The sequence below is a fragment of the Streptomyces sp. NPDC002671 genome (assembly GCF_053592475.1).
Genome location: NZ_JBSFVU010000040.1, coordinates 21,362 through 40,909, shown reverse-complemented (window position 1 = coordinate 40,909; position 19,548 = coordinate 21,362). Strand labels below are relative to the sequence as shown.

General features: G+C 68.0%; 16 protein-coding genes and 6 pseudogenes. 7 read left to right on the top strand and 15 right to left on the bottom strand.

The genetic code is table 11. The annotated features are described in order from the left end of the window. Nucleotides 1-168: 168 nt before the first annotated feature. Nucleotides 169-642, bottom strand: a complete 474-nt coding sequence (locus ACWD35_RS38120) for a MarR family winged helix-turn-helix transcriptional regulator (protein WP_451355958.1) — start codon at nucleotides 640-642, stop codon at nucleotides 169-171. A gap of 108 nt (nucleotides 643-750) precedes the next feature. Here ACWD35_RS38120 and ACWD35_RS38115 point away from each other — a divergent pair, with 108 nt between their 5' ends. Then, a complete protein-coding gene (locus ACWD35_RS38115; RefSeq protein ID WP_451355957.1) occupies nucleotides 751-1,320 on the top strand; it encodes an NADPH-dependent FMN reductase in 570 nt (189 codons plus the stop codon). A gap of 87 nt (nucleotides 1,321-1,407) precedes the next feature. Here the strand turns inward: ACWD35_RS38115 and ACWD35_RS38110 are convergent. Next, nucleotides 1,408-2,331: pseudogene (locus ACWD35_RS38110) on the bottom strand (transposase); the annotation flags it as partial. A gap of 118 nt (nucleotides 2,332-2,449) precedes the next feature. Between ACWD35_RS38110 and ACWD35_RS38105 the strand changes: the two are divergent. Further along, a complete protein-coding gene (locus tag ACWD35_RS38105; RefSeq protein ID WP_451355956.1) occupies nucleotides 2,450-2,959 on the top strand; it encodes a hypothetical protein in 510 nt (169 codons plus the stop codon). Nucleotides 2,960-3,058: 99 nt separating this feature from the next. Here the strand turns inward: ACWD35_RS38105 and ACWD35_RS38100 are convergent, their stop codons facing one another. The 3 genes and pseudogenes from ACWD35_RS38100 to ACWD35_RS38090 form a co-directional block, all read right to left on the bottom strand. Then, nucleotides 3,059-4,231: a PIN domain-containing protein gene (locus ACWD35_RS38100; protein ID WP_451355955.1), complete on the bottom strand. Its 1,173-nt coding sequence runs from the start codon at nucleotides 4,229-4,231 to the stop codon at nucleotides 3,059-3,061. Between the two features lie 111 nt (nucleotides 4,232-4,342). Continuing rightward, complete coding sequence (locus ACWD35_RS38095) at nucleotides 4,343-4,933, bottom strand: TIGR02391 family protein (protein WP_451355954.1); 591 nt, start codon at nucleotides 4,931-4,933, stop codon at nucleotides 4,343-4,345. A gap of 56 nt (nucleotides 4,934-4,989) precedes the next feature. Further along, a pseudogene (locus ACWD35_RS38090) lies at nucleotides 4,990-5,187 on the bottom strand (3-hydroxyacyl-CoA dehydrogenase family protein); the annotation flags it as partial. A gap of 165 nt (nucleotides 5,188-5,352) precedes the next feature. Between ACWD35_RS38090 and ACWD35_RS38085 the strand changes: the two are divergent. The 3 genes and pseudogenes from ACWD35_RS38085 to ACWD35_RS38075 form a co-directional block, all read left to right on the top strand. Then, nucleotides 5,353-5,499 (top strand): annotated as a pseudogene (locus tag ACWD35_RS38085) (helix-turn-helix domain-containing protein); the annotation flags it as partial. Nucleotides 5,500-5,627: 128 nt separating this feature from the next. Further along, on the top strand, nucleotides 5,628-6,401 hold the full coding sequence (locus tag ACWD35_RS38080) for an IclR family transcriptional regulator (RefSeq protein ID WP_451355953.1): 774 nt from the start codon (nucleotides 5,628-5,630) through the stop codon (nucleotides 6,399-6,401). Continuing rightward, entirely contained in the window at nucleotides 6,398-7,240 is an 843-nt protein-coding gene (locus ACWD35_RS38075; RefSeq protein ID WP_451355952.1) for an SMP-30/gluconolactonase/LRE family protein, read from the top strand. Before ACWD35_RS38080 ends, ACWD35_RS38075 begins: the two co-directional genes overlap by 4 nt. 7 nt (nucleotides 7,241-7,247) lie before the next feature. Here ACWD35_RS38075 and ACWD35_RS38070 read toward each other — a convergent pair. After that, nucleotides 7,248-7,862, bottom strand: a pseudogene (locus ACWD35_RS38070) (IS630 family transposase); the annotation flags it as partial. Between the two features lie 237 nt (nucleotides 7,863-8,099). Here ACWD35_RS38070 and ACWD35_RS38065 point away from each other — a divergent pair. Both ACWD35_RS38065 and ACWD35_RS38060 read left to right on the top strand, forming a co-directional pair. Further along, a complete protein-coding gene (locus ACWD35_RS38065) occupies nucleotides 8,100-8,732 on the top strand; it encodes a hypothetical protein (protein WP_451355966.1) in 633 nt (210 codons plus the stop codon). Next, nucleotides 8,648-9,043 carry a zinc ribbon domain-containing protein gene (locus ACWD35_RS38060; protein ID WP_451355951.1) on the top strand — a complete coding sequence of 132 codons (396 nt, stop codon included), beginning with the start codon at nucleotides 8,648-8,650 and terminating at the stop codon, nucleotides 9,041-9,043. The genes ACWD35_RS38065 and ACWD35_RS38060 overlap by 85 nt, the downstream gene beginning before the upstream one ends. Here the strand turns inward: ACWD35_RS38060 and ACWD35_RS38055 are convergent. The 9 genes and pseudogenes from ACWD35_RS38055 to ACWD35_RS38015 all read right to left on the bottom strand — a co-directional run. Continuing rightward, a pseudogene (locus ACWD35_RS38055) lies at nucleotides 9,001-9,432 on the bottom strand (beta-galactosidase); the annotation flags it as partial. The gene ACWD35_RS38060 and the pseudogene ACWD35_RS38055 overlap by 43 nt on opposite strands. A 138-nt stretch (nucleotides 9,433-9,570) precedes the next feature. Next, nucleotides 9,571-10,734, bottom strand: a complete 1,164-nt coding sequence (locus tag ACWD35_RS38050) for an aldose epimerase family protein (RefSeq protein ID WP_451355950.1) — start codon at nucleotides 10,732-10,734, stop codon at nucleotides 9,571-9,573. 56 nt (nucleotides 10,735-10,790) lie between these two features. Then, nucleotides 10,791-12,038 carry a multiple monosaccharide ABC transporter permease gene (gene mmsB / locus ACWD35_RS38045; RefSeq protein ID WP_451355949.1) on the bottom strand — a complete coding sequence of 416 codons (1,248 nt, stop codon included), beginning with the start codon at nucleotides 12,036-12,038 and terminating at the stop codon, nucleotides 10,791-10,793. Further along, nucleotides 12,035-13,585 carry a multiple monosaccharide ABC transporter ATP-binding protein gene (gene mmsA, locus ACWD35_RS38040; RefSeq protein WP_451355948.1) on the bottom strand — a complete coding sequence of 517 codons (1,551 nt, stop codon included), beginning with the start codon at nucleotides 13,583-13,585 and terminating at the stop codon, nucleotides 12,035-12,037. The genes mmsB and mmsA overlap by 4 nt, the downstream gene beginning before the upstream one ends. 42 nt (nucleotides 13,586-13,627) lie before the next feature. Continuing rightward, entirely contained in the window at nucleotides 13,628-14,737 is a 1,110-nt protein-coding gene (chvE, locus tag ACWD35_RS38035) for a multiple monosaccharide ABC transporter substrate-binding protein (protein ID WP_451355947.1), read from the bottom strand. Nucleotides 14,738-14,885: 148 nt separating this feature from the next. Continuing rightward, nucleotides 14,886-15,854: a hypothetical protein gene (locus tag ACWD35_RS38030; protein WP_451355946.1), complete on the bottom strand. Its 969-nt coding sequence runs from the start codon at nucleotides 15,852-15,854 to the stop codon at nucleotides 14,886-14,888. Nucleotides 15,855-15,947: 93 nt separating this feature from the next. Continuing rightward, nucleotides 15,948-16,952: a zinc-dependent alcohol dehydrogenase gene (locus tag ACWD35_RS38025; protein WP_451355945.1), complete on the bottom strand. Its 1,005-nt coding sequence runs from the start codon at nucleotides 16,950-16,952 to the stop codon at nucleotides 15,948-15,950. After that, entirely contained in the window at nucleotides 16,949-18,106 is a 1,158-nt protein-coding gene (locus ACWD35_RS38020) for a mandelate racemase/muconate lactonizing enzyme family protein (protein WP_451355944.1), read from the bottom strand. The genes ACWD35_RS38025 and ACWD35_RS38020 overlap by 4 nt, the downstream gene beginning before the upstream one ends. A 43-nt stretch (nucleotides 18,107-18,149) precedes the next feature. Continuing rightward, nucleotides 18,150-19,234, bottom strand: a pseudogene (locus ACWD35_RS38015) (integrase core domain-containing protein). Nucleotides 19,235-19,548: the final 314 nt, after the last annotated feature.

Below are 19,548 nucleotides of genomic sequence, written 5' to 3'. Positions count from 1 at the left end.
TAGGTCACGTAGCCGTCGACGGCTGATCGACGGGGTGTGGTGGCGGGTGCACCCTGGACGCTCCGAGAGCCTTGGCTGTGGCACTCACGCTCTCCCTCTTGGCCTTCCTCGACCCACCCGGCCGAAACACTGCCTCGTGTGGCGGCCCTGAGGGGTGCCGGGTGTGGGCTATGCCTTGCGGGTGATGCCCAGGCGTTCGCGCAGGGTTTCGCCGATTTCGGCCAGGGTGCGGAGCTGGGCCGGGGTGAGGGTGTCGATCAGGTGGCGGCGTACGGACTCCACGTGTAGCGGGGCCGCCGTCGTGATCGTGGCCACGCCGGCCTCCGTGAGGATCACCTCCGCGCCGCGGCCGTCGCAAGCCACCTCCGCGCGGCGCACGATGCCGCGCTGCTCCATGCGTGTGAGCTGGTGGGAGAGCCTGCTGCGTGACCACTGCATCAGGACGGCCAGGGCGCTGATCCGCATGCGGTGGCCTTCGGTGGAACCGAGCACCGACAGGACGTCGTAGTCGGCCTCGGAGAGGGCGCTGTCCTGGCTGAGGTCGCGCGCGATCTCAGCATTGACCAGCGGGAACATCCGCCGCCACGCGTACCAGGCGTCCTGCTCGGACTCAGTGAGCCAGCGCGGCTCCGATGGGGTCATGCAAGCACTGTAAACCAGGTGGGTGACACGTCATCTACCTGGTTGACATGTCATCCATCTGCGGCTTTGATAGGTGACACGTCAACAACGTCGTCTGGAGCGCACACCATGACCCGCCTGCACGTCATCTCCGCCGCCACTCGCCCCACCTCCTCCGGCCGCCCCCTCGCCCACTGGGTCGTCGAGCAGGCCCGCGCCCAGGGCGGCTTCGAGGTCACCCCCGTCGACCTCGCCACGATCGCACTGCCCTTCCTGGACGAGCCGGAGTACGCCTCTTCCGGCAACTACGCCCACCAGCACACCCGCGACTGGAGCGCCCTCGTCGACTCCGCGGACGCCTTCGTCTTCGTGCTGCCGATGTACAACGGCGGCTTCACCGCCCCCTTCAAGAACGCCGTTGACTTCCTCTACCGCGAGTGGCAGGGCAAGCCGGTCGGCATCGTCAGCTACAGCGCCGGCCCCACTGGCGGCGCCCCGGCTGCCGAGATGCTGCTGCCGGTCCTCACCCGCCTTGGCATGCGGCCCGCCGAGCGGTCCGTCGCCGTCGCAGGCATCTCCAACCTGGTCGGGCCTGAGGGGTTCCAGGCTCCCAAGGGACTCGCCGAGGAACTGGCCGGCGTACTCGACGACGTGGCGACGCTGGCCGCGCTCCGTGCTCAGGAGACTGTCACGGTGTGACGCGTCAAGCCGTGACGAGGCGCCCGGCGAGGTGGAGGTCTGTCAAACGAGCGGCTCTGTCCCCTATTCGGTGGTAGCGCTGAGTGGTCACTGGAGGAGAATGCGGTGGCGGAGCAGGGCGAACCCGGCTCGGCCGTGCATCTGCCGCATGATCCTCTTGGTTCGCGTGTTGACACCCTCGGTGCGGCCGTTGTGATGGGGCAGAGTGAGGCCGGCCTCGACGGCGGCGCGGTCGAGTTCGAGGCCGTTGACGAAGGCGTGCAGGTGGGGAAGGGTGGACGTACGGACGGCTGTGATCCACTCTGTGAGCCTGGTGTCGTTGCCGACGGCGGGAGTGAGTAGTTCGGCGAAGTTCCGAACCAGCCTTGTGAGTTCGGTCATTTCAGGACAGGCGGCAGTGAGTTCCCGCAGGAGGTCGGTGTCCTTGTCCCGCAGGTTGTCGCGGCGGGTGAGGAGTAGGCGGGCGAGCCGGCGCGGGGTGATCACGGGGCGGTCGCCCTCGGCCCTGCCTTGCGTGATGTAGCGGTAGAGGAGGTTGAGGCTGCCGCTGTAGCCCAGCTCCTTGATCTCGCGGAAGAGCTGGAGCATGGGGACCGCGGGGTCGGCGGCCCGGCGTTCGCGCAGGTGGTCACGGTAGGGGTCGACCAGGGTGGGCCGGTAGCGCGGTGCCCGGCGCAGGGCCTCGGGCTCGCGGGTGCGCGCGTACCGCTTGATGGTGTTGAGGGATAGGTTCAGGCGGCGGGCGCATTCCAGCAGGCCGACGCCCCTGCCGAGGAGGTCGTGGACCTGGTGCCAGCGCTCGCGGGTGGTCTGCTCGTGTGCTCTCGCGGGGCGGGAGGGGTTTACGGTGGCCCAGCATGAGCTGTGGGAGCGAACCTCGGCCAGCGTCTTGTCGCACAGGTTCTTCCACAGGTGCCAGCGGTCGCTGACCTGCACCGCGCCGGGCAGGGCCCGGCGGACCGCCTCGCCGTAGGCGCCTGAGCCATCCCGGCAGACGATCTCAGCACCAGGTGCTCGCGCAGCCGGCATTCGAGCGCATCAGCCAGCACGAGGCCACCCGCATCATCCCCGAGCCGAGGACCGAGGTTGACCGGTGATCGATACTCCCGCTGAAGACCGAGAGGGCATCGTGGGCCCAGTGTCGGCCGGGCAGTTGACCGAGATCATCGCCTCGGCGCTCGGGCCTGCCGCGGAGGCGGCACGGGCTCAGCGGCCGGATGACGCCGAGGAGATCCAGGCGATCACCGACGCGATGGTCCAGTTGCTGACGGGAGTGCCGCTGCGGTCCGACGGCCAGCTGACGATCAAGTCACTAGCCGAGGAGGCGGGCCTGAAACGCAACAAGCTCACGCACAAGCACACCGGTCTGAAGGACCTGTTCTATGCCCTGGTGCGGGCCCAGAACATCCGCCCGAAGGACACCGAGCGGCTTCAGCGGGAGCGGGACGAGCTCGCGGAGGCGCTGAAGAAGGCCCGCCGGGAGCGCAACGAACTACGCGAGGAGGTCAAGCGACTCGTCCGCATCATCCACGTCCTGGAAGTGGAGAACGACCAGCTCAAAACCACATCCGGCGCAGGGAAGGGCGGCGCGGTCCGGGTCCTGCCACAGCGCTCGGCACCGCCGACTCTGCAGCACTGACCGCGGGCCCCGGGCAGGCATAGCAGGACGCCGGTCTGCAGTGCCGCTGAGCACCTTGTGGCCGATGGATGTGCCTCTGAGGACATCCCCACGGGCGAATCAGCAGGTGGCACCCCAGACTCCGTCTGGTCCGAGAGTGACAGGCATGGTGCTGATACTTCCGTCGTCATGGGCGGTCACACGCATCGCAGGTCCGATGAAGTAGGCGTTGCTAGAGACCTGGGCCACCTGAAAGTCTCCGAGCCCGCCGTTGGGGTCGACTGTCCACACCAAAGTGGCGGTGACGCACAGCGACCTACCGATTCGTTCACCGAAGGCATACCTTCGCCCCCGAGTGAGCCGGGCGTCCGTTGAAAGTTCCTCGTCCTCGGCAGGCGGCAGGAAACGCCATGAGCCGGTGCCGACCACAACGGTCTGGCCAGGCTTCTTGGACGCTATCGGCGGTTCGGCGAACCCCTCGAAGAGGACGGAGGCTGACCGCAGAAGATCGCCCATAGTGAAGACCTGGCTGTTCCCTTCACGGGCACCAGCGCTCACAGCTTCGGGGACGCCTGGAAGTGCTCCCTCAACGACAGCTGTGATGATGCGGTCACTGACCTCCGTGCTGCTGGTGTCGATCACCAGGCTGGAGGGTTCTGCCGGGGCGCTGACCTCTGCAAAGGCGGCGGGAAGGCTGCGGCAGAACACCACATCCAGACCATCTGGAAGATCATTGCGGAGAGCTGGGTGCAGGCGCTCCACATCGGAGGGGTCAGTGAAGCCCTTGTCACGCGACACGAAGATCAGGGGCAAAGCCGTGCCTGTGTTTGCATGCTCATTCGCAGCAGCCCTTAGGGCTGTGAGCCAGATGGATGTGTCCCGCCCGCCCTCACCATTGGGCTTGCAGGGCGGGAGCTTGAGGGCCTCGCGGCGAAGCGCCTCAACTGCGGTGTCAGGCGGGGTTGTCAGGACCTGAAAGGTCTCCCGCAGCCGAGACTCATACCGGCGGATCATTGCATCGATTCGGCTGTCGGATATGCCCACCTCGGCGACGGTGGACGCGCCGACGCGGACCTCGTAGGAACGGAGCCTGCCGTTCAGCTTCTGAAGCGCCTTGTCCGCTGCCTGACTGTCCGCCGCTATGAGTTCTCGCGCTTTATTTGTAGCTTCCCAGAGCGACACATCACTGATCGCGAGCGAGTGCCCAGTCTGCTCGCCTACAGCCTTGAGAAGCAGCCAGACAGGACTGCCGGGCTGAGCCTGGATGAGCTGGTTGCTGTCGATGACGATCACTCGATGAAGGCTACGGCGCTGGTCCCTGGAGCTGGGGGCGTTTTCTTACACCGCCGACCTCTGCAGCACGCTCAGACCTGACACAGGAACAGCTGACGTGCAACCTGCTGGCTACGGCGCGGTCTCGACATCTGCCTCATCGACCCACCGCGCAAGGATGCTGAAGGCGGCCAGCTGCTCGAGCGCCTGATTCTCGTCCAGCTCGTGATCAAGTTCGTGAGCGATGGGGTTGCGGATCGCCGAGTAGATGCCGCGGGCAAAGCTCCCCGCACCTTCGTGACGGCTCCTGAACGTGTCGCTGCCGTCGTCGGTGCCCAAGCGCAGTCGCGGATGTCCATCAGCCGGCGGCTTGGTGGAGAAGGCATCTCCCAGAAGCTTCGCCTCGGAAAGATCCTTTCGACCCAGTTTTGCTTGCGCCTGGGCATTGACCGCCTTGGCAGCCATCCCTACCGCCTCGCGGAAGTGGCCACTACCCCAGAGCCCCTGAACGCTGCCCCATACCCACGGGTGGAGCGTCGCTGCATCGAGCTGAGGGGCACCGCTTCCGAGATTCTCGATCAGTTCCTGCTCGGCTTCCAGTTGCGCGATGGCCCGGTGGGCAGCCTCCCGCTCACGCCAGTACGGCTGCCTCTTTCCTTCGGGCCAGTCGGCGGTTCGCCATCCAGGCAGGACTCGGTCCAGGACCTGTTCGATGATCTGCACCGCTGCCTGCACGTCAGCCTTGGGCTTGTCGAGCTTATACGTCCAGCGGGTGTCGGGTACGTATAGAAACCTCGCCCGGACTTCCGCCCGACGTTCCCCGCTTCGACCATCCGGGACAGCAGAGGCGGGGGTGCGTAGAGGGGTTCCCTGAATTCGGCGTACAGAGATTCGGCAACTGCCAGCGCTGTGTCCAAACCGATGTGATCGGCCAGTGCCAGCGGTCCCATCAGATGCCCGCAGCCGCGGACCATGCCTTCGAAGGCGGTTCGGCTGCTTGGCGCTGCGGATGGCGGGGCTCCGTTCCCGCGCGGTGTCGGTGAGAGGCACCGCCGACCTGCCCGCGGCAGCCTGACCATCAGGCCTCCACCCGGCCCCACCACGTCCTCAACACCCCGCCCCGAGCAAGTTGACAACGCCGCCCGCAGACGGTTCGCTGCCGCCTCCGGCAGATCCGCGGGCTGTGGGGCGACGAGATCGACGACCCGGACCGGCGCTTCGAACTGGAACTGGTGCTCCGGGCCCAACGCCTGCGCGGAGAACTCGGCGACCGCAGAGGCCGACGTTAGTCACCGCTCGCCACGGAGATTACATACGGCAACGCACGCCCATTGCCCGTCCAAGACTACTGTGAGTAGCCTGTGTTCGTCATGCCGATCGTCTGTTGAAATTTCGAACACAAGGGAGGGGACCGGTTGTGGGACGACTCGTACCTGCCGTGACCCGAGCTCTCGACATTCTCGAGCTTTTCCTCGACGGGGACGGGACGCTCTCCGCCCCCGACATCGTGCGCAAGCTACAGCTGCCGCGCACGACGGTGCACGAGCTGGTCACGACGCTCACCGCCCGTTCCTACATCGTCCAGGTGCCGGGCCAGCCGGGTCGCTACCGGCTCGGCGTCCGCCCGTACCAGCTCGGCAGCCGGTACGCCGAGCAGCTGGATCTCGCCGCCGAGGGCCAGCAGGTCGCCCGCTCCGTCGCCGTGACCTGCGACGAGACCGTACACGTGGCGATCCTGGAAGGCACCGACGTCATCTACATCGCGAAGGTGGATTCCACGCACGCGGTGCGCATGGTGTCCGCCGCCGGGCGCCGGCTGCCCGCCCACTGCACCTCCGTCGGCAAGATGCTGCTCGCCTCGCTCCCCGAGCCAGAGCTGACCTCGCGCATCCCCGACAGCGCGGAGCTGGTCGCGATGACCCCGAACAGCATCACCGAACCGTCCGCCCTGCGCGAGGCCCTCGCAGAGATCCGCCACCGCGGCATCGCCGTGGAGAGCCGCGAGTCCAACCCGGACGTCAGCTGCGTCGCCGCCCCGGTGCGCGACCGCACCGGACAGGTCGTCGCGGCGCTGTCCATATCCGTACCGATGATCCGCTGGAGCGACGCGCGGCGCGGGGAGCTGGAGCAGCTCGCCGCCAAGGGTGCCGCCGAGCTGTCGGAGCGGCTGGGCCACCGGAGCATGGGATGACTCTCGACGTGGCCGTCCGCGCGGAGGCGGCGCTCGGGGAGGGGCCCACGTGGGACACCGCCGCACAGCGGCTGATCTGGGTGGACATCCTGGGCTCACGGGTCCACACGTACGATCCCGGCTCCGGACGCCGTACGGTCATGGCCACCGAGCAGCACGTGGGCGCGGCGAAACCCCGCGCGGGCGGCGGCCTGGTGGTCAACCTCCGTGACGGCGTGGGGCTTTACGGCGCGGAAGGCTTCCGCTGGCTGCACCGGGAGGTTGCCCCGGGCCGCCGGGGCAACGACGCGGCTGTTGCACCCGACGGCGCGCTCTGGGCCGGCACCATGCGCTACGACGAGGCAGTGGGCGGCGGCACGCTGACCCGGTTCGCGCCCGACGGCACCGCCCACACCTTCCTCGACGACGTGACGGTGAGCAACGGCACCGGCTGGAGTCCCGACGGCCGGCTGATGTACTACATCGACACGCCGACCCGGCGGATCGACGTCTTCGATGTGGGTGACGGTCAACTGCCCGTTAACAGAAGGGCGTTGGCGGTTGTGGATGAAGGCCTAGGCTTCCCGGACGGGCTCACCGTCGACGCCGACGGCTGTGTGTGGGTCGCGCTGTGGGACGGCGGCGCGGTCCGCCGCTACACCCCGTCCGGCGCGCTGGACCGGGTCGTGGAGCTCCCCGTGCGCCGCCCCACGGCCTGCGTCTTCGGCGGAGCGGACCTGACCGACCTGTACATCACGACAGCCCATACGGGCCTGGAGGCGCCGCACCCGCTCTCCGGCTCGGTACTGGTGCTGCCCGGCGCCGGGAAGGGGCTGCCGCAGCCCGCGTTCGGCGGCTAGTGGCTCGTCACGCAGCCTTGTTCGGGTAATCGGTCCAGGACCGGATCGGTGAGTCGGGCGCGAACGCCGTCTTCGGCTCGGCGCGGGCATTGCGCCAGCGGACGTAGGCCGCAATGGCCGCATTCTGCTCGCCGTGGCTGCGATGGTCGGTGCCGTTCAGGGCGAAGTAGCGCAGGGCCGCGAACTCGGCCTCGATCCAGTTCAGCCAGGAGCCGTAGGTCGGCAGGAAGACCAACTCGACGTCGTTGTCCGTGGTCCAGGCACGCACTTGGGCATGCTTGTGCGGGGAGAAGTTGTCCAGCACCACATACAGCTTCTCCCCAGGCCGGCGCGCACGCAGGGCCTTGAGCAGGCCAAGGAACTCGCGCCAGCGCTTGCGCGGGCGGATGCGGTAGTACGGCTTGCCGGTGGCCAGATCGAGGGCAGCGAGCATGTGCCGCACGCCGCCATAGCGGTTGTAGGTGGCCCGCAGCCTGCGCGGACGCCTCACCAACCCCCAGGCCTTGCCCTTGCGGGGCATCAGGTTCAGCGGCCCGAACTCGTCGACGCATATCACCCGCCCGTCCGTCGGCGGGGTGTCGTAGAGCGCCAGGATGCGGTGCATCTTGGTGATGAACTCCGGGTCGGTGGACGCCTTTTACGTAGTGGTGGTCTTCCAGGAGACCTTGCCGGCGCGCAGGATCCGGCGCAGGGTCTCCCGACTGATGGCTGTGGTCACCTGCTGCCGCCGCTCTGCCCGGGGGAGGTCGACGGCCTCCCAGCGGCCTCCGCGAACCCCGGCAGATGCCAGCCCTCGCGCTCCCCGTACAGACCGCCGTTGTTGAGCGGCCCGCGCACCGGGCCGGCGTCGCCTCGCCCGGTGTTGCACCTGCCTACCCTGCGTGTCGCGGCTGGCCGGGTGCGGGCCGATCTCGCCAACACCCATCCCGTGCCGAAGGCCCGCCGCACCGGCCACCGCGTGGCGCTCGGCGTGGACTGGGGCCCGAACACCCTGCTGTCCGCCGGGGCCGCCCGCCTCCACGACGACGGCACGATCACCGCACTCGGTGCGGGAGCCCAGTTCCGTGCCGCCGGTGTGCTGGCCAGACAGCACCGCCTGCGCCGCCTCTCGGAGCACCTGCACACCAAGGCCGACCACTACCAGCGGCTCATCGGAGGGGACGAACAGCACCACTTGGCCGACAAGCACGAAGTACTGCGCGGCGAGATCCGGCACGTCTCCAACCGGCGGTCGAACCTCAACGACGCCCTGGCCTGGTCGGCCGCCCGCTGGGCGGTGGACCAGGCCGTCACCGTGGGGGCCACCGTCATCTACCTGGAAAACCTGCGGTCGATGGAAGCCCACGGCATGGGCCGCACCACGAACACGCGCCTGTCGCAGACCGTGCGCGGGCGGATCGCCGGCCGTTGCGGCACCTCGCCCCTGAGGCGGGCATCGCCGTCGTCACCGTCCCGGCGCGGGGCACCTCCCGGCACTGCCCCCACTGCCTGACCCCGCTGCGCCACCGCAAAGCCCCCGACCGCCCCACCGCCACGGGCTGGAAGTGGGCCCTGCGTCCCCACCCCGAATGCGGCTGGCAGGGCGACCGCGACACCGGAGCCTGGCTGGGGGTGCCCCCTCTGGGGGAGCATCGCCGCACGCGGCCTGACCCACCAGGCCAGGACCACGCCACCGGCACCCTGGCCATCCGATCCGTATTGACCAGGTGGTACGCCTTGACCGACGGATTCGGGAGCGTGATGTCCGCCGCCCGGTCCGGCTTGGCGGTCGGCCGGCGCGCCTCGTCGAGGGCGGCCCTGTAGTCGTACGAGGTGTGGACGATTGGCGCGGGCAGCCAGCCCCAGGAGGTGCCGCCGAAGGTTATGTAGACGTTGTGGACCTTGATGCCGTTGGCGAGGTTGGTGAGGTAGAAGCGCCGCTCGTACGCTGCGTCGCGCGTCCACCGCGACTCCGCGTGCCCCTTGCCGTCGCATTCCTCGGCCGTGATGGTGTCGGCGCTGTTCGGGTAGTACGTGTGGATCTCGCGCGGTCGGCCCGCGAGTTCGTCGAATATGGCGGGCGTGGGGAAGTAGGGGTTGCACGGGATGCAGAGGTCCAGCGGAGCCGCCCCGTCTCCCTCGCGTGCCGGCGCGGCCGTCGACGGACTGTGCGCCGCGGCAGAGCGGAACAGCGAGGTGACGTTGTCGGCCATGGACCCTCCGCATCTGGGTGGCCCGCGCGGGGGAGCGCGGACCACCTCTTCATACGGATAGTGAGCTGTTCAACCCGTGTGATTCCGGTGAGAGTTCAGAAACCGACAGCAGGTGGCGGCATCCGACATCCGCATTGTTCAGCAGTCGAACGTGTGCACCGTGGTCGTGCGGTACGTCTGCCCCGGCCGCAGCACCGTCGACGGGAACGATGGCTCGTTCGGCGAGTCCGGGAAGTGCTGGGTCTCCAGGGCCAGTCCGTCGCCCTGCCGGTAGGTGCGGCCGGACGGGCCGACCAGGGTGCCGTCGAGGAAGTTGCCCGAGTAGAACTGCACACCGGGCTGGTCGGTGAAGATCTTCAGGGTGCGGCCGGAGCCGGGGTCGCGCAGCGTCACCACGTGCTCGGGCTTCGCGGTCACGCCCTTGTCGAGCACCAAGTTGTGGTCGTAGCCCTTGGCGGTGACCAGCTGCGGATGGCCGATGCGGATGTCGCGTCCGATCGGCTTGGGGTGGGAGAAGTCGAAGGGGGTGCCCTTGACCTTCGCCAGCTCGCCGGTGGGGATCAGGCCCGAGTCGGTCGGGGTGAACCGGCCTGCCGCCAGCCAGAGTTCATGGTCGTAGACGCTGCCGCTGCCCTCGCCCGCGAGGTTGTAGTACGTGTGGTTGGTGAGGTTGACCACGGTGGGCTTGTCGGTGGTGGCCTCGTAGTCGATGCGCCAGTCGCCGTGCTTGTTCAGCGTGAAGGTGACCTTTGTCTTCAGGGTGCCGGGGTAGCCCATCTCGCCGTCGACGCTGGTGTAGTACAGATGAAGGCCGACGTCGGAGCCGGCGGCGAACGGCTCGATGTCCCACACCTTGGTGTTGAAGCCCTTGGCGCCGCCGTGCAGGCTGTTCGCGCCGTCGTTGACGGACAGTTGGTACTTCTTGCCGTCCAGGGTGAACTGGCCCTTGGCGATGCGGTTGCCGTAGCGGCCGATGGTGGCGCCGAAGAAGGTGGTCCCCTTGATGTACGCGTCGAGGTTGTCGTAGCCGAGGGAGACGTTGGCGTACCGGCCGTGCCGGTCCGGGATCTCCAGGGACTGGATGATGCCGCCGTAGGACAGCGCCTTCAGGCGGGTGCCGCCGTTCTCCAGCGACCAGCGGTAGACCTTCGTGCCGTCGGCGAGCGTGCCGAAGAGCTCCTTCACCGGCTTCCTGCCTTCCGGGGCCGAGGTGCCCGCCTGTGCCGTGCCTGTGCCGAGGGTGGTCGCGGCGAGGCCCGCGGCTGCCGCGCCTGCAATGACCGTGCGTCTGTTGAGTTCCATGCAACGGCTCCTGGAAAGGGAGGGGCACCGCCTGTTCCGGCGGGGCCCGATCTGACTTACGAACCGGACTTGCGCTTGTTCCACACGTCGAAGCCGACCGCTACCAGCAGGGCCAGGCCCTTGATGACCTGCTGCCAGTCGGTGCCGACGCTGAGGAGGTTCATGCCGTTGTTCAGCACACCGAGGACGAGACCGCCGATGATTGCGCCGAGGACGGTGCCGACACCGCCGCTCATGGACGCGCCACCGATGAACGACGAGGCGATCGCCTCGAGTTCGAAGTTCACGCCGGCCTTCGGTGACGCCGCGTTGAGACGGGCGGCGACCACCAGACCTGCCAGGGCCGCGAGCACGCCCATGTTCAGGAAAACCTGGAAGGTGACCCGCTTGTCCTTGACGCCGGACAGCTTCGCGGCCGGCAGGTTGCCGCCGATCGCGTAGATGTGGCGACCGAAGACCGCGTTGCGCATCACGTAGCCGTAGCCGGCCACCAGGACACCGAGGATGATCAGGACGATCGGGGCGCCGTTGTAGCTGGCGAGCAGCATCGTGAGGGCGAGGATCGCGGCGCCCAGCGCGACGAGCTTCAGCGCGAACAGCCGCGCGGGCAGGAGCGCGAGCGTGAACTCCTGCTGCCGGCGCCGGGCCCGTACCTCCTGCCACACCACGGCGACCATCAGTACGATGCCGAGGAGCAGTGTGAGGTTGTGGTAGTTCGTGTTCGGGCCGACCTCGGGCAGGAAGCCGTTGCCCATCTTCTGCAGCCCGTTGGGGAACGGGCCGAGGGTCTGTCCCTTGAGCAGGATCTCCGTCAGACCGCGGAAGAGGAGCATCCCGGCCAGGGTGACGATGAACGACGGTATGCCCAGATACGCGATCAGGAAGCCTTGCACCGAGCCCGCCACCGCGCCCACCAGCAGGCACAGCACCAGGGCGATGGGCCAGGCGACATGGTGACTGACGGTCAGTACGGCGGCGAACGCGCCCACGAACGCCGTCAGCGAGCCAACCGACAGGTCGATGTGCCCGGCGATGATCACCAGCATCATGCCGATCGCGAGGATCAGGATGTAGCTGTTCTGCAGCACCAGGTTGGAGACGTTGCGCGGCAGCAGCAGGTCTCCGCCGGTCCGGATCTGGAAGAGGACGACGATCAGGCCGAGCGCGATCAGCATGCTGTACTGCCGCATGTTGCGGCGCAGGCCGTTCAGCATCAGCTGGAGCAGGCCCCCGCCGCCTGCGGCCGATCCGCTTCCGCCCGGCGGCGCGGGGGCCGGGCTCTTCGCGGTTACATCCGTGCTCATCGGGGTACCTCTTTGTCCTTGGTCATCTGGCGCATCAGAACTTCCTGCGTGGCCTCGGCCCGCGGCACCTCACCGGTCAGCCGTCCCGCGGCCATCGTGTAGATGCGGTCGCACATGCCCAGCAGCTCGGGCAGCTCGGAGGAGATGAAGACGACCGCCTTGCCCTGGGCGGCCAGCTGGTCGATGACCGTGTAGATCTCGTACTTGGCGCCCACGTCGATGCCGCGGGTGGGCTCGTCCAGGATCAGCACGTCGGGACCCGCGAAGATCCACTTGCTGAGCACGACCTTCTGCTGGTTGCCGCCGGACAGCTTGCCGACCGGCTCGAAGACGGTCGGCGCCTTGATGTTCATGGACGTGCGGAAGCCCTCGGAGACCTGCCGCTCCTCGTGCTCGTCGACCACGCCCCGCTTGGCGACCTTGTGCAGGGCGGTCAGCGAGATGTTGCGGTTGATGGTGTCGATGAGGTTGAGGCCGTAGTGCTTGCGGTCCTCGGTGACGTACGCGATGCCGTGCCCGACCGCCTCGGCGACGGACTTCGTACGGATCTCCGTGCCGTCCTTGAGGACCGTGCCGGCCGCGTACCGGCCGTAGGTGCGGCCGAAGACGCTCATCGCGAGTTCAGTGCGGCCGGCGCCCATCAGGCCCGCGATGCCGACGATCTCGCCGCGCCGCACGTTGATCGAGACGTCGTCGACGACCTTGTGCTGCCGGTCGATCGGGTGGTGCACCGTCCAGTTGCGGATCTCCAGGGCCGGGGCGGCGTCCGGCTCCCCGTCGTGCGGGGTACGCTCGGGGAATCGGTGGTCGAGGTCGCGGCCGACCATCCCGGAGATGATCCGTTCCTCGGTGGTCTTTGCCGCCTTCACGTCGAGCGTCTCGATCGACCTCCCGTCGCGGAGGATCGTCACCGAGTCGGCGACCTTGCGGATCTCGTTGAGCTTGTGGGAGATGATGATCGAGCTGAGGCCCTGGTTCTTCAACTCCAGGATCAGGTCGAGGAGTTTGCCGCTGTCCTCGTCGTTCAGCGCTGCCGTCGGCTCGTCCAGGATGAGGAGCTTCACCGACTTCGACAGCGCCTTCGCGATCTCCACCAGCTGCTGCTTGCCCACGCCGATGTCGGTGACGCGGGTCTCGGGGTGCTCGTCGAGGCCCACCCGGCGCAGCAGCTCGGTGGCGTGCTTGAGGGTGTCGTTCCAGTTGATGAACCCGCGCGTGGCGTGTTCGTTGCCGAGGAAGATGTTCTCCGCTATGGAGAGGTACGGCACCAGCGCCAGCTCCTGGTGGATGATGACGATGCCGTTGTTCTCGCTCGCCCGGATGTCCTTGAAACGGCACTCCTCTCCCTCGAAGAGGACCTCTCCCTCGTAGGTGCCGTGCGGATGGACGCCGGAGAGCACCTTCATCAAGGTGGACTTGCCGGCGCCGTTCTCGCCGCAGATGGCGTGGACCTCGCCCTGACGGACGGTCAGAGTGACGTCCGACAGCGCCTTGACGCCGGGAAAGGTCTTGACGATCGAGCGCATTTCCAGGACGGGTCCCGCCATGGTCGTGCCTTCCAGTCGGTTGCGGTCGGTGGGCTGCGGCGGTTACTTGAGCTGGGCGTCGGTGTAGTAGCCGCCCTTGACCAGCACGTCCTCGTAGTTGGTCTTGTCCACGCTCACCGGCTGCAGCAGCATGGCGGGGACGACCTTGGTGCCGTTGTGGTAGGTCTTGGTGTCGTTGACCTGCGGCGTCTTGCTGTTGAGGGCGTCGTCGACCATGGTCGCCGCGACGTCGGCCAGCTTGCGGGTGTCCTTGTAGACGGTCTGCGTCTGCTGGCCCGAGATGATCGACTTCACCGAGGCGAGCTCGGCGTCCTGTCCGGTGATGACGGGCAGCGGCTTGCTGGAGGAGCCGTAACCGTCCGACTTCAGGGCGGCGAGGATGCCGATCGAGATGCCGTCGTACGGCGAGAGCACCGCGTCGACGTTGGCGCTCGAGTACGTGGAGGTGAGGATGTCCTCCATGCGCTTCTGCGCGGTGGCGCCGTCCCAACGCAGGGTGGTGACCTGGTTGAGCTGGGTCTGCCCGGACTTGACCACCAGCTCCTTCTTGTCGATGTACGGCTGCAGCACGCTCATCGCGCCGCCGAAGAAGTACTTGGTGTTGTTGTCGTCGTTCGACCCGGCGAACAGCTCGATGTTGAACGGGCCCTTCTTGCCGCTGTCCAGACCGAGCTTGTGCGCGATGTACGTGCCCTGCAGCACGCCGACCTTCTCGTTGTCGAACGAGGCGTAGTAGTCGACGTTCTTGGTGCCGAGGATCAGCCGGTCGTAGGCGATGACGGGGATCTTCGCGGAGGCGGCTTCCTGGAGGACGTTGTTCAGGGACTTGTTGTCGATGGCCGCGATGATCAGGCCCTTGACGCCCTGGGTGATCAGGTTCTCGATCTGCGAGACCTGAGTGCTCGGGTCGTCCTCGCCGTAGACCAGCTTGGTCTTGTACCCCTTGGCCTGGAGGTTCTTGACGACGTTGTTGCCGTCGTTGATCCAGCGCTCCGAGGACTTGGTGGGCATCGCGATGCCGATGGTGCCGCCCTTGGCGCTGCCCGACTTCTCCTTGCTGCCGCCCGAGCCGCTCTGGCCGCAGGCGGACAGGGTGAGAGCGAGGGAGGCGGCTCCGGCTATGGCGGCGAGGGCTGCTCTGCGATTACGCATGATCATCATCCTTGATGTGTGTGCAGGGCTCGGTCTTGCGAGGAGAAGCGGTTACGGGCGGCGGCACGGGTGCGACCGAGAAGCGGTGTGTGGGATCGTGTGCGGCAACGTCGAGGTTTATGAAGTTTTCGGGGATTTGTCCGGAACGCTATGAGGAGGTGACGAACCGCTTGAGCGCACCCGGCAGCCGCGAGCCGAGCGGCGCCATGTCGCCGTCCGCTCCGTGCCGCGCGAGCAGGTCCAGGGCGAGCCGCCCGCGCCGCACCCGCTCCCGGGCGGTCGCCAGCGTCACGTCGCGCAGATGGTGCCCGTACGGGTAGATCGCGGGCGCCTTGGACAGGCCGAACTTCAGGTAGAGCGGCGCGCCGCGCCGGATCAGCTCGGCGACCTCGTACATCCGGACGTAGCCGCCGAGGTCGTCGGGGGCCTCGATGTACATGTCCATGGGGGCGGCGGAGACCCGCCGGATCTCGGTGAGGTGATCGAGCGTCAGATCGCTCGGCACGTTGAGCGAGTCGGCGCCGAGGTGTTCGTATACGGCGTACGAGGCCGGGTTGACAGGCCCGATCAGTGCGGAGACCTTCAGGGTCGTGTCCGCCGGGATGATGCCGGCCGCGCGCGCCCGGTGCAGGGTCCACAGCACGCCCTCGTCGGCGACGAGCAGGCACTTGACGCCCAGCTTCGTTGCCCGGACGGCATCTTCGGCACAGCCGGCCACCGCGTCGTGGCCGCGGGCGCGCAGCCCGCCGCCGCGCGAGTCGGTGCGTACGGAGGCGCCGATGTCCCAGGTGCCGCGCGGGCCGGTGAACAGGCAGAGCTCGATGTCGCGCTCACCGGTGGCCTCGACCATCTCGGTGATCTCGGCGTCGGTCAGCATCCACACACCGCTGCCCTGGCTGATCCGGTGGATCGGCACGTCGAGCCGCGAGGACTCCTTCAGGACCACGGCCAGGGCCTCGGGCCCTTCGACGGACGGCACTTCGGTGCGCCAGCGGCCGCCTCCCGGGAAGGTGTGCGGCGAGGCGTCGGCGGGAGAGGGGTCGGGCGCGCCCAGGCCGAGCGCGGCGAGCGCCTGCTCGCCGGGTCGACGGGCTGCCGTAGGGGGAGCGTCGGTCACAGTTGTCCTCTGTGTTCGATATTTCGGACAATGTTCGTGGCTTTGCGTGTACGCCGGTACGGAGCGTCAGGAGTCTCCGTACCGGCGTATGGTTCAGGGGCGGAGGAGGACTTTGCCGACCTTCGGATCGCCGGACTCCACCAGTGCGATGGCCTCGGGGAACTCGGCGAGCGGCAGCTCGTGCGTGACCAGGGGCAACGGGTCCAGCAGCCCGGCGCCGAACACCCGTACGGTGTGCGCCCAGGCCGCCGGCGGCGCCCCGAACACGGTATGCACCTCCAGCTGCCGTACGACGAGATCGGTGGGGTCGAGCCCTTCGGCGCCCGGCGCGGGGATACCGGTGAGGACCAGACGCCCACCGCGCCGCAGTAGCGAGGTCGCGGTGCGGGCGGCCGAGTCCGACCCAGCGGTCTCGATCACCACGTCGAAGTCGTCAGGGAGCTCCTGGTCCTTCGTACGGAAGTCGGTGGCGCCGAACTCCTGCGACAGTGCGGCCCGGTCCGGGCGGGTGCCGACCACGAGCAGCTCGGCCGGAGAGCCCGCCCTGAGGAACTGGACCGCGAACATCCCGAGCGTGCCGGTGCCCACGACGGCCACGCGCTCGCCCGGCCGGGCGTTGGCCTTGAGTGCGGCGGCCGCGATGCAGGCGGCCGGTTCGAGGAGGGCGGCGGCCGTCAGATCGGCGTCGTCCGGCAGGACATGGAGGAGCCGCGCCGGAAGCGTCAGCGTGGCGGCCATCGCGCCCGGCTGGGTGAATCCGGTCTCCTCGTACCCCGCCGTGCACAACGTCGTCTCGCCCGCGTGGCAGCGGTCGCAGACCTGGCAGTTGCGGAAGCCCTCGCCGACGACCTTGCGGCCGACGAGCGCCGCGGGCACACCGGCGCCGACCTGCTCGACGGTCCCGGACCACTCGTGGCCGGGCGTCAGCGGGTACCGGACGTACCCCTCGGGCCGGTTGCCCTGGTAGACCTCGCGGTCGCTGCCGCAGATGCCCGCCGCGTGGACCCGGACCAAGGCCTCACCGGCGACTGGAGCCGTCGGCTCGTGCGCGACGATCCGGTGCTCGCCTGGCCCCTCGATGACGACGGCCGTGCTCACTGCGTGCCCTTCGGCTTGCGCTGCTCCCAGCCGTCGGCCCACAGGTCGAACCGGGCCTGCTGCTGGGGGAATTCGGCCGCCGCGTCGGTGTCCAGCTCGACGCCGAGACCGGGCGCGTCGGAGAGCTGGAAGTACCCGTCGACGACCTGCGGCGCCCCCTTCACGACCTGCTTGATCTCCGCGTCCGCGAAGTCGTTGAAGTGCTCAAGAATCTTGAAGTTCGGGGAGGTGAAGCCGACTTGGAGGGAGGCGGCGGTGAGGACGGGCCCACCGACGTTGTGCGGCGCGACGAGCACGTAGTGCGCCTCGGCGGTGGCGGCCAGCTTCCGCGTCTCCCAGATGCCGCCGATGTGGCCGACGTCGGGCTGGATGATGTCCACCGCCTGGCTCTCGAAGAGCTCGCGGAACTCGATCCGGTCGTGGATGCGCTCACCGGTAGCCACCGGGATGTCGACCTTGGCGGCCACCTTCTCCAGGGCCTTCAGGTTCTCCGGCGGGACCGGCTCCTCCAGCCAGGCGGGCTTGAAGGGCGCGAGCTCGCGGGCCAGACGGATGGCGGTGGCCGGGGAGAAGCGGCCGTGCATCTCCAGCATCAGCTCGGCCCCGGGGCCGATCGCGTCCCGCACGGCCTCGATGAGGGAGACGGCGTACAGGCTCTCCTCGTGGTCCAGCTCGAAGTGACCGGTCCCGAAGGGGTCGATCTTGAGGGCCTTGTAGCCGCGCTCGATCACTCCCTGGGCGGCCTTGTGGTACGCCTCCGGGGTGCGCTCGGTGGTGTACCAGCCGTTGGCGTAGGCCTTGACCTCGTCGGTCACCTTCCCGCCGAGCAGCTGCCACACCGGCACGCCGAGGGCCTTGCCCTTGATGTCCCAACAGGCCATCTCGATGACGGCGATGCCGGACATGACGATCTCGCCGGCCCGCCCGTAGTCGCCGTACTTCATACGGCGGACGAGGTCCTCGACAGCGAACGGGTCGGAGCCGAGAATGTGATTGGCCTCCGCCTCCCGCAGATAGCCGATCAGTGCGCCGGTGTGGCCCAGCATCCGGGTCTCGCCGACTCCTGTGAGCCCTTCGTCGGTGTGCACCTGGACGTAGGTCAGATTGCGCCAAGGCGTCCCGACCACGTGTGTGCTGATTCCCGTGATGCGCACGGCAGTTGGCCCCCTGTGCCCTTGGATTCTGTTCGAAATTTCGTCACCCGTTCGAAATGCTGGCGTGACAGTAAGGACGTCGCCCCTGGGGTGTCAATGGGTCGAACGGAACCTGTGCCGTTCGGAAACTCGTCGCCGCTGGTCGGGCTGGATATCTGTACTCGTTGATGACGCCGCCGAGTACTCGGGTGCGGAGGAGTCGGCGCGTGGTCAGGTCGGTAGTGGTCGCAGGGTGCACCCCAGATCAGCAGGTGGTCGAGGGCTTCGCGCCGCAGGGTTCCGATGACCCGTTCGCAGTGCGCGTTCATCCGAGGAGCTCGCGGCGCGGTCCTCAGGGTCTCGATGTGGTCGGCTGCGAAGACCGCGTCGAAGGACTCGGTGAACTTCGCGTCCCGGTCGCGGATCAGGAAGCGGAGAGAGTCGACCCGGACACCGAACTCGAGGGCGAGGTTTCTCGCCTGCTGCACCGTCCACGGTCCGGTCGGATGCGCAGTAACCCCTGCAATGTGTAGTCGGCGCGTGCCGTGCTCGAGGAAGACCAATGCGTACACGCGGCGCAGGTCGATCAGGTCGATGCACGAAGTCGCAGGCGGTGATGCCCTCGGCCTGCGTGGTCAGGAACTCGCGCCATGTCGGTCCGCTGCGACGCGGGGCCGGATCGATGCCGGAAGCCGTCAGGATCTCCCAGACCGTCGTGCTGCCGATCGGATGCCCCAGACGAACGAGTTCGCCCTGGATCCGACGGCGGCCCCAACGCGGATTCTCCCGGGCCAGCCGCACCACCAACGCCCTTACCGCGCTCATGGTCGGTGGCCTGCCCGGCCTGCTCCGGCGCTTGCTGTAGTTCCACTTGCGTGCGATGAGTCTTCGGTGCCATGCCAGAGGGGTCGCGGGCGTGACCGGGAAAACGCGCGACCACCGACGTCGCGGGATCAGCCCGGACAATGCCGCGAACCACAGTCGGTCCGCCGGCTCGTACCGCACCGGGCCCGTGAGCTGCCTGTGCAGCACCGCGTTCTCATGCTGCAGTACCAGCAACTCGGCGTCCTTCGCCGCGCGCCGGCGTACCAGCACCGCCGGGACCGACAGCAGCTTCCGGGCCACCTCGTACACCAGTGAGACGAACATCCGGCCAGGGTGCCAGGAGGCCATCGCGGCGCGCCAGACCTACCTCGAGCAGCAGCGATGAGTTTCTGAACGGCACAGGATCACGTGCGGTGAAACCCCCAGTACGTACGTAGGCGTGACATGGAGCGCGCCGCGGGTTGTTATGTGGCGATCTGTCATACCTCGGAAGGGTGAGAAGGGCCAGCAGCTGCCCGTTCTTCCTGACTGTCTCTGGCTTCGGGACGGGGTTGACTCGGATCGCCGAGCAGGGCGCGAAGGAAGTGCAGGAGGGCGGCAGCGACGGGCCCGGTCACGTCGGGTGGCTCCTCGGGAAG

What these genes read in the sequence shown, in the direction of transcription:
- ACWD35_RS38120 (WP_451355958.1), bottom strand. Translation starts at nt 642, where the DNA reads ATGACCCCATCGGAGCCGCGCTGGCTCACTGAGTCCGAGCAGGACGCC.
- ACWD35_RS38115 (WP_451355957.1), top strand. Translation starts at nt 751, where the DNA reads ATGACCCGCCTGCACGTCATCTCCGCCGCCACTCGCCCCACCTCCTCC.
- ACWD35_RS38075 (WP_451355952.1), top strand. Translation starts at nt 6,398, where the DNA reads ATGACTCTCGACGTGGCCGTCCGCGCGGAGGCGGCGCTCGGGGAGGGG.
- ACWD35_RS38050 (WP_451355950.1), bottom strand. Translation starts at nt 10,734, where the DNA reads ATGGAACTCAACAGACGCACGGTCATTGCAGGCGCGGCAGCCGCGGGC.
- mmsB (WP_451355949.1), bottom strand. Translation starts at nt 12,038, where the DNA reads ATGAGCACGGATGTAACCGCGAAGAGCCCGGCCCCCGCGCCGCCGGGC.
- mmsA (WP_451355948.1), bottom strand. Translation starts at nt 13,585, where the DNA reads ATGGCGGGACCCGTCCTGGAAATGCGCTCGATCGTCAAGACCTTTCCC.
- chvE (WP_451355947.1), bottom strand. Translation starts at nt 14,737, where the DNA reads ATGCGTAATCGCAGAGCAGCCCTCGCCGCCATAGCCGGAGCCGCCTCC.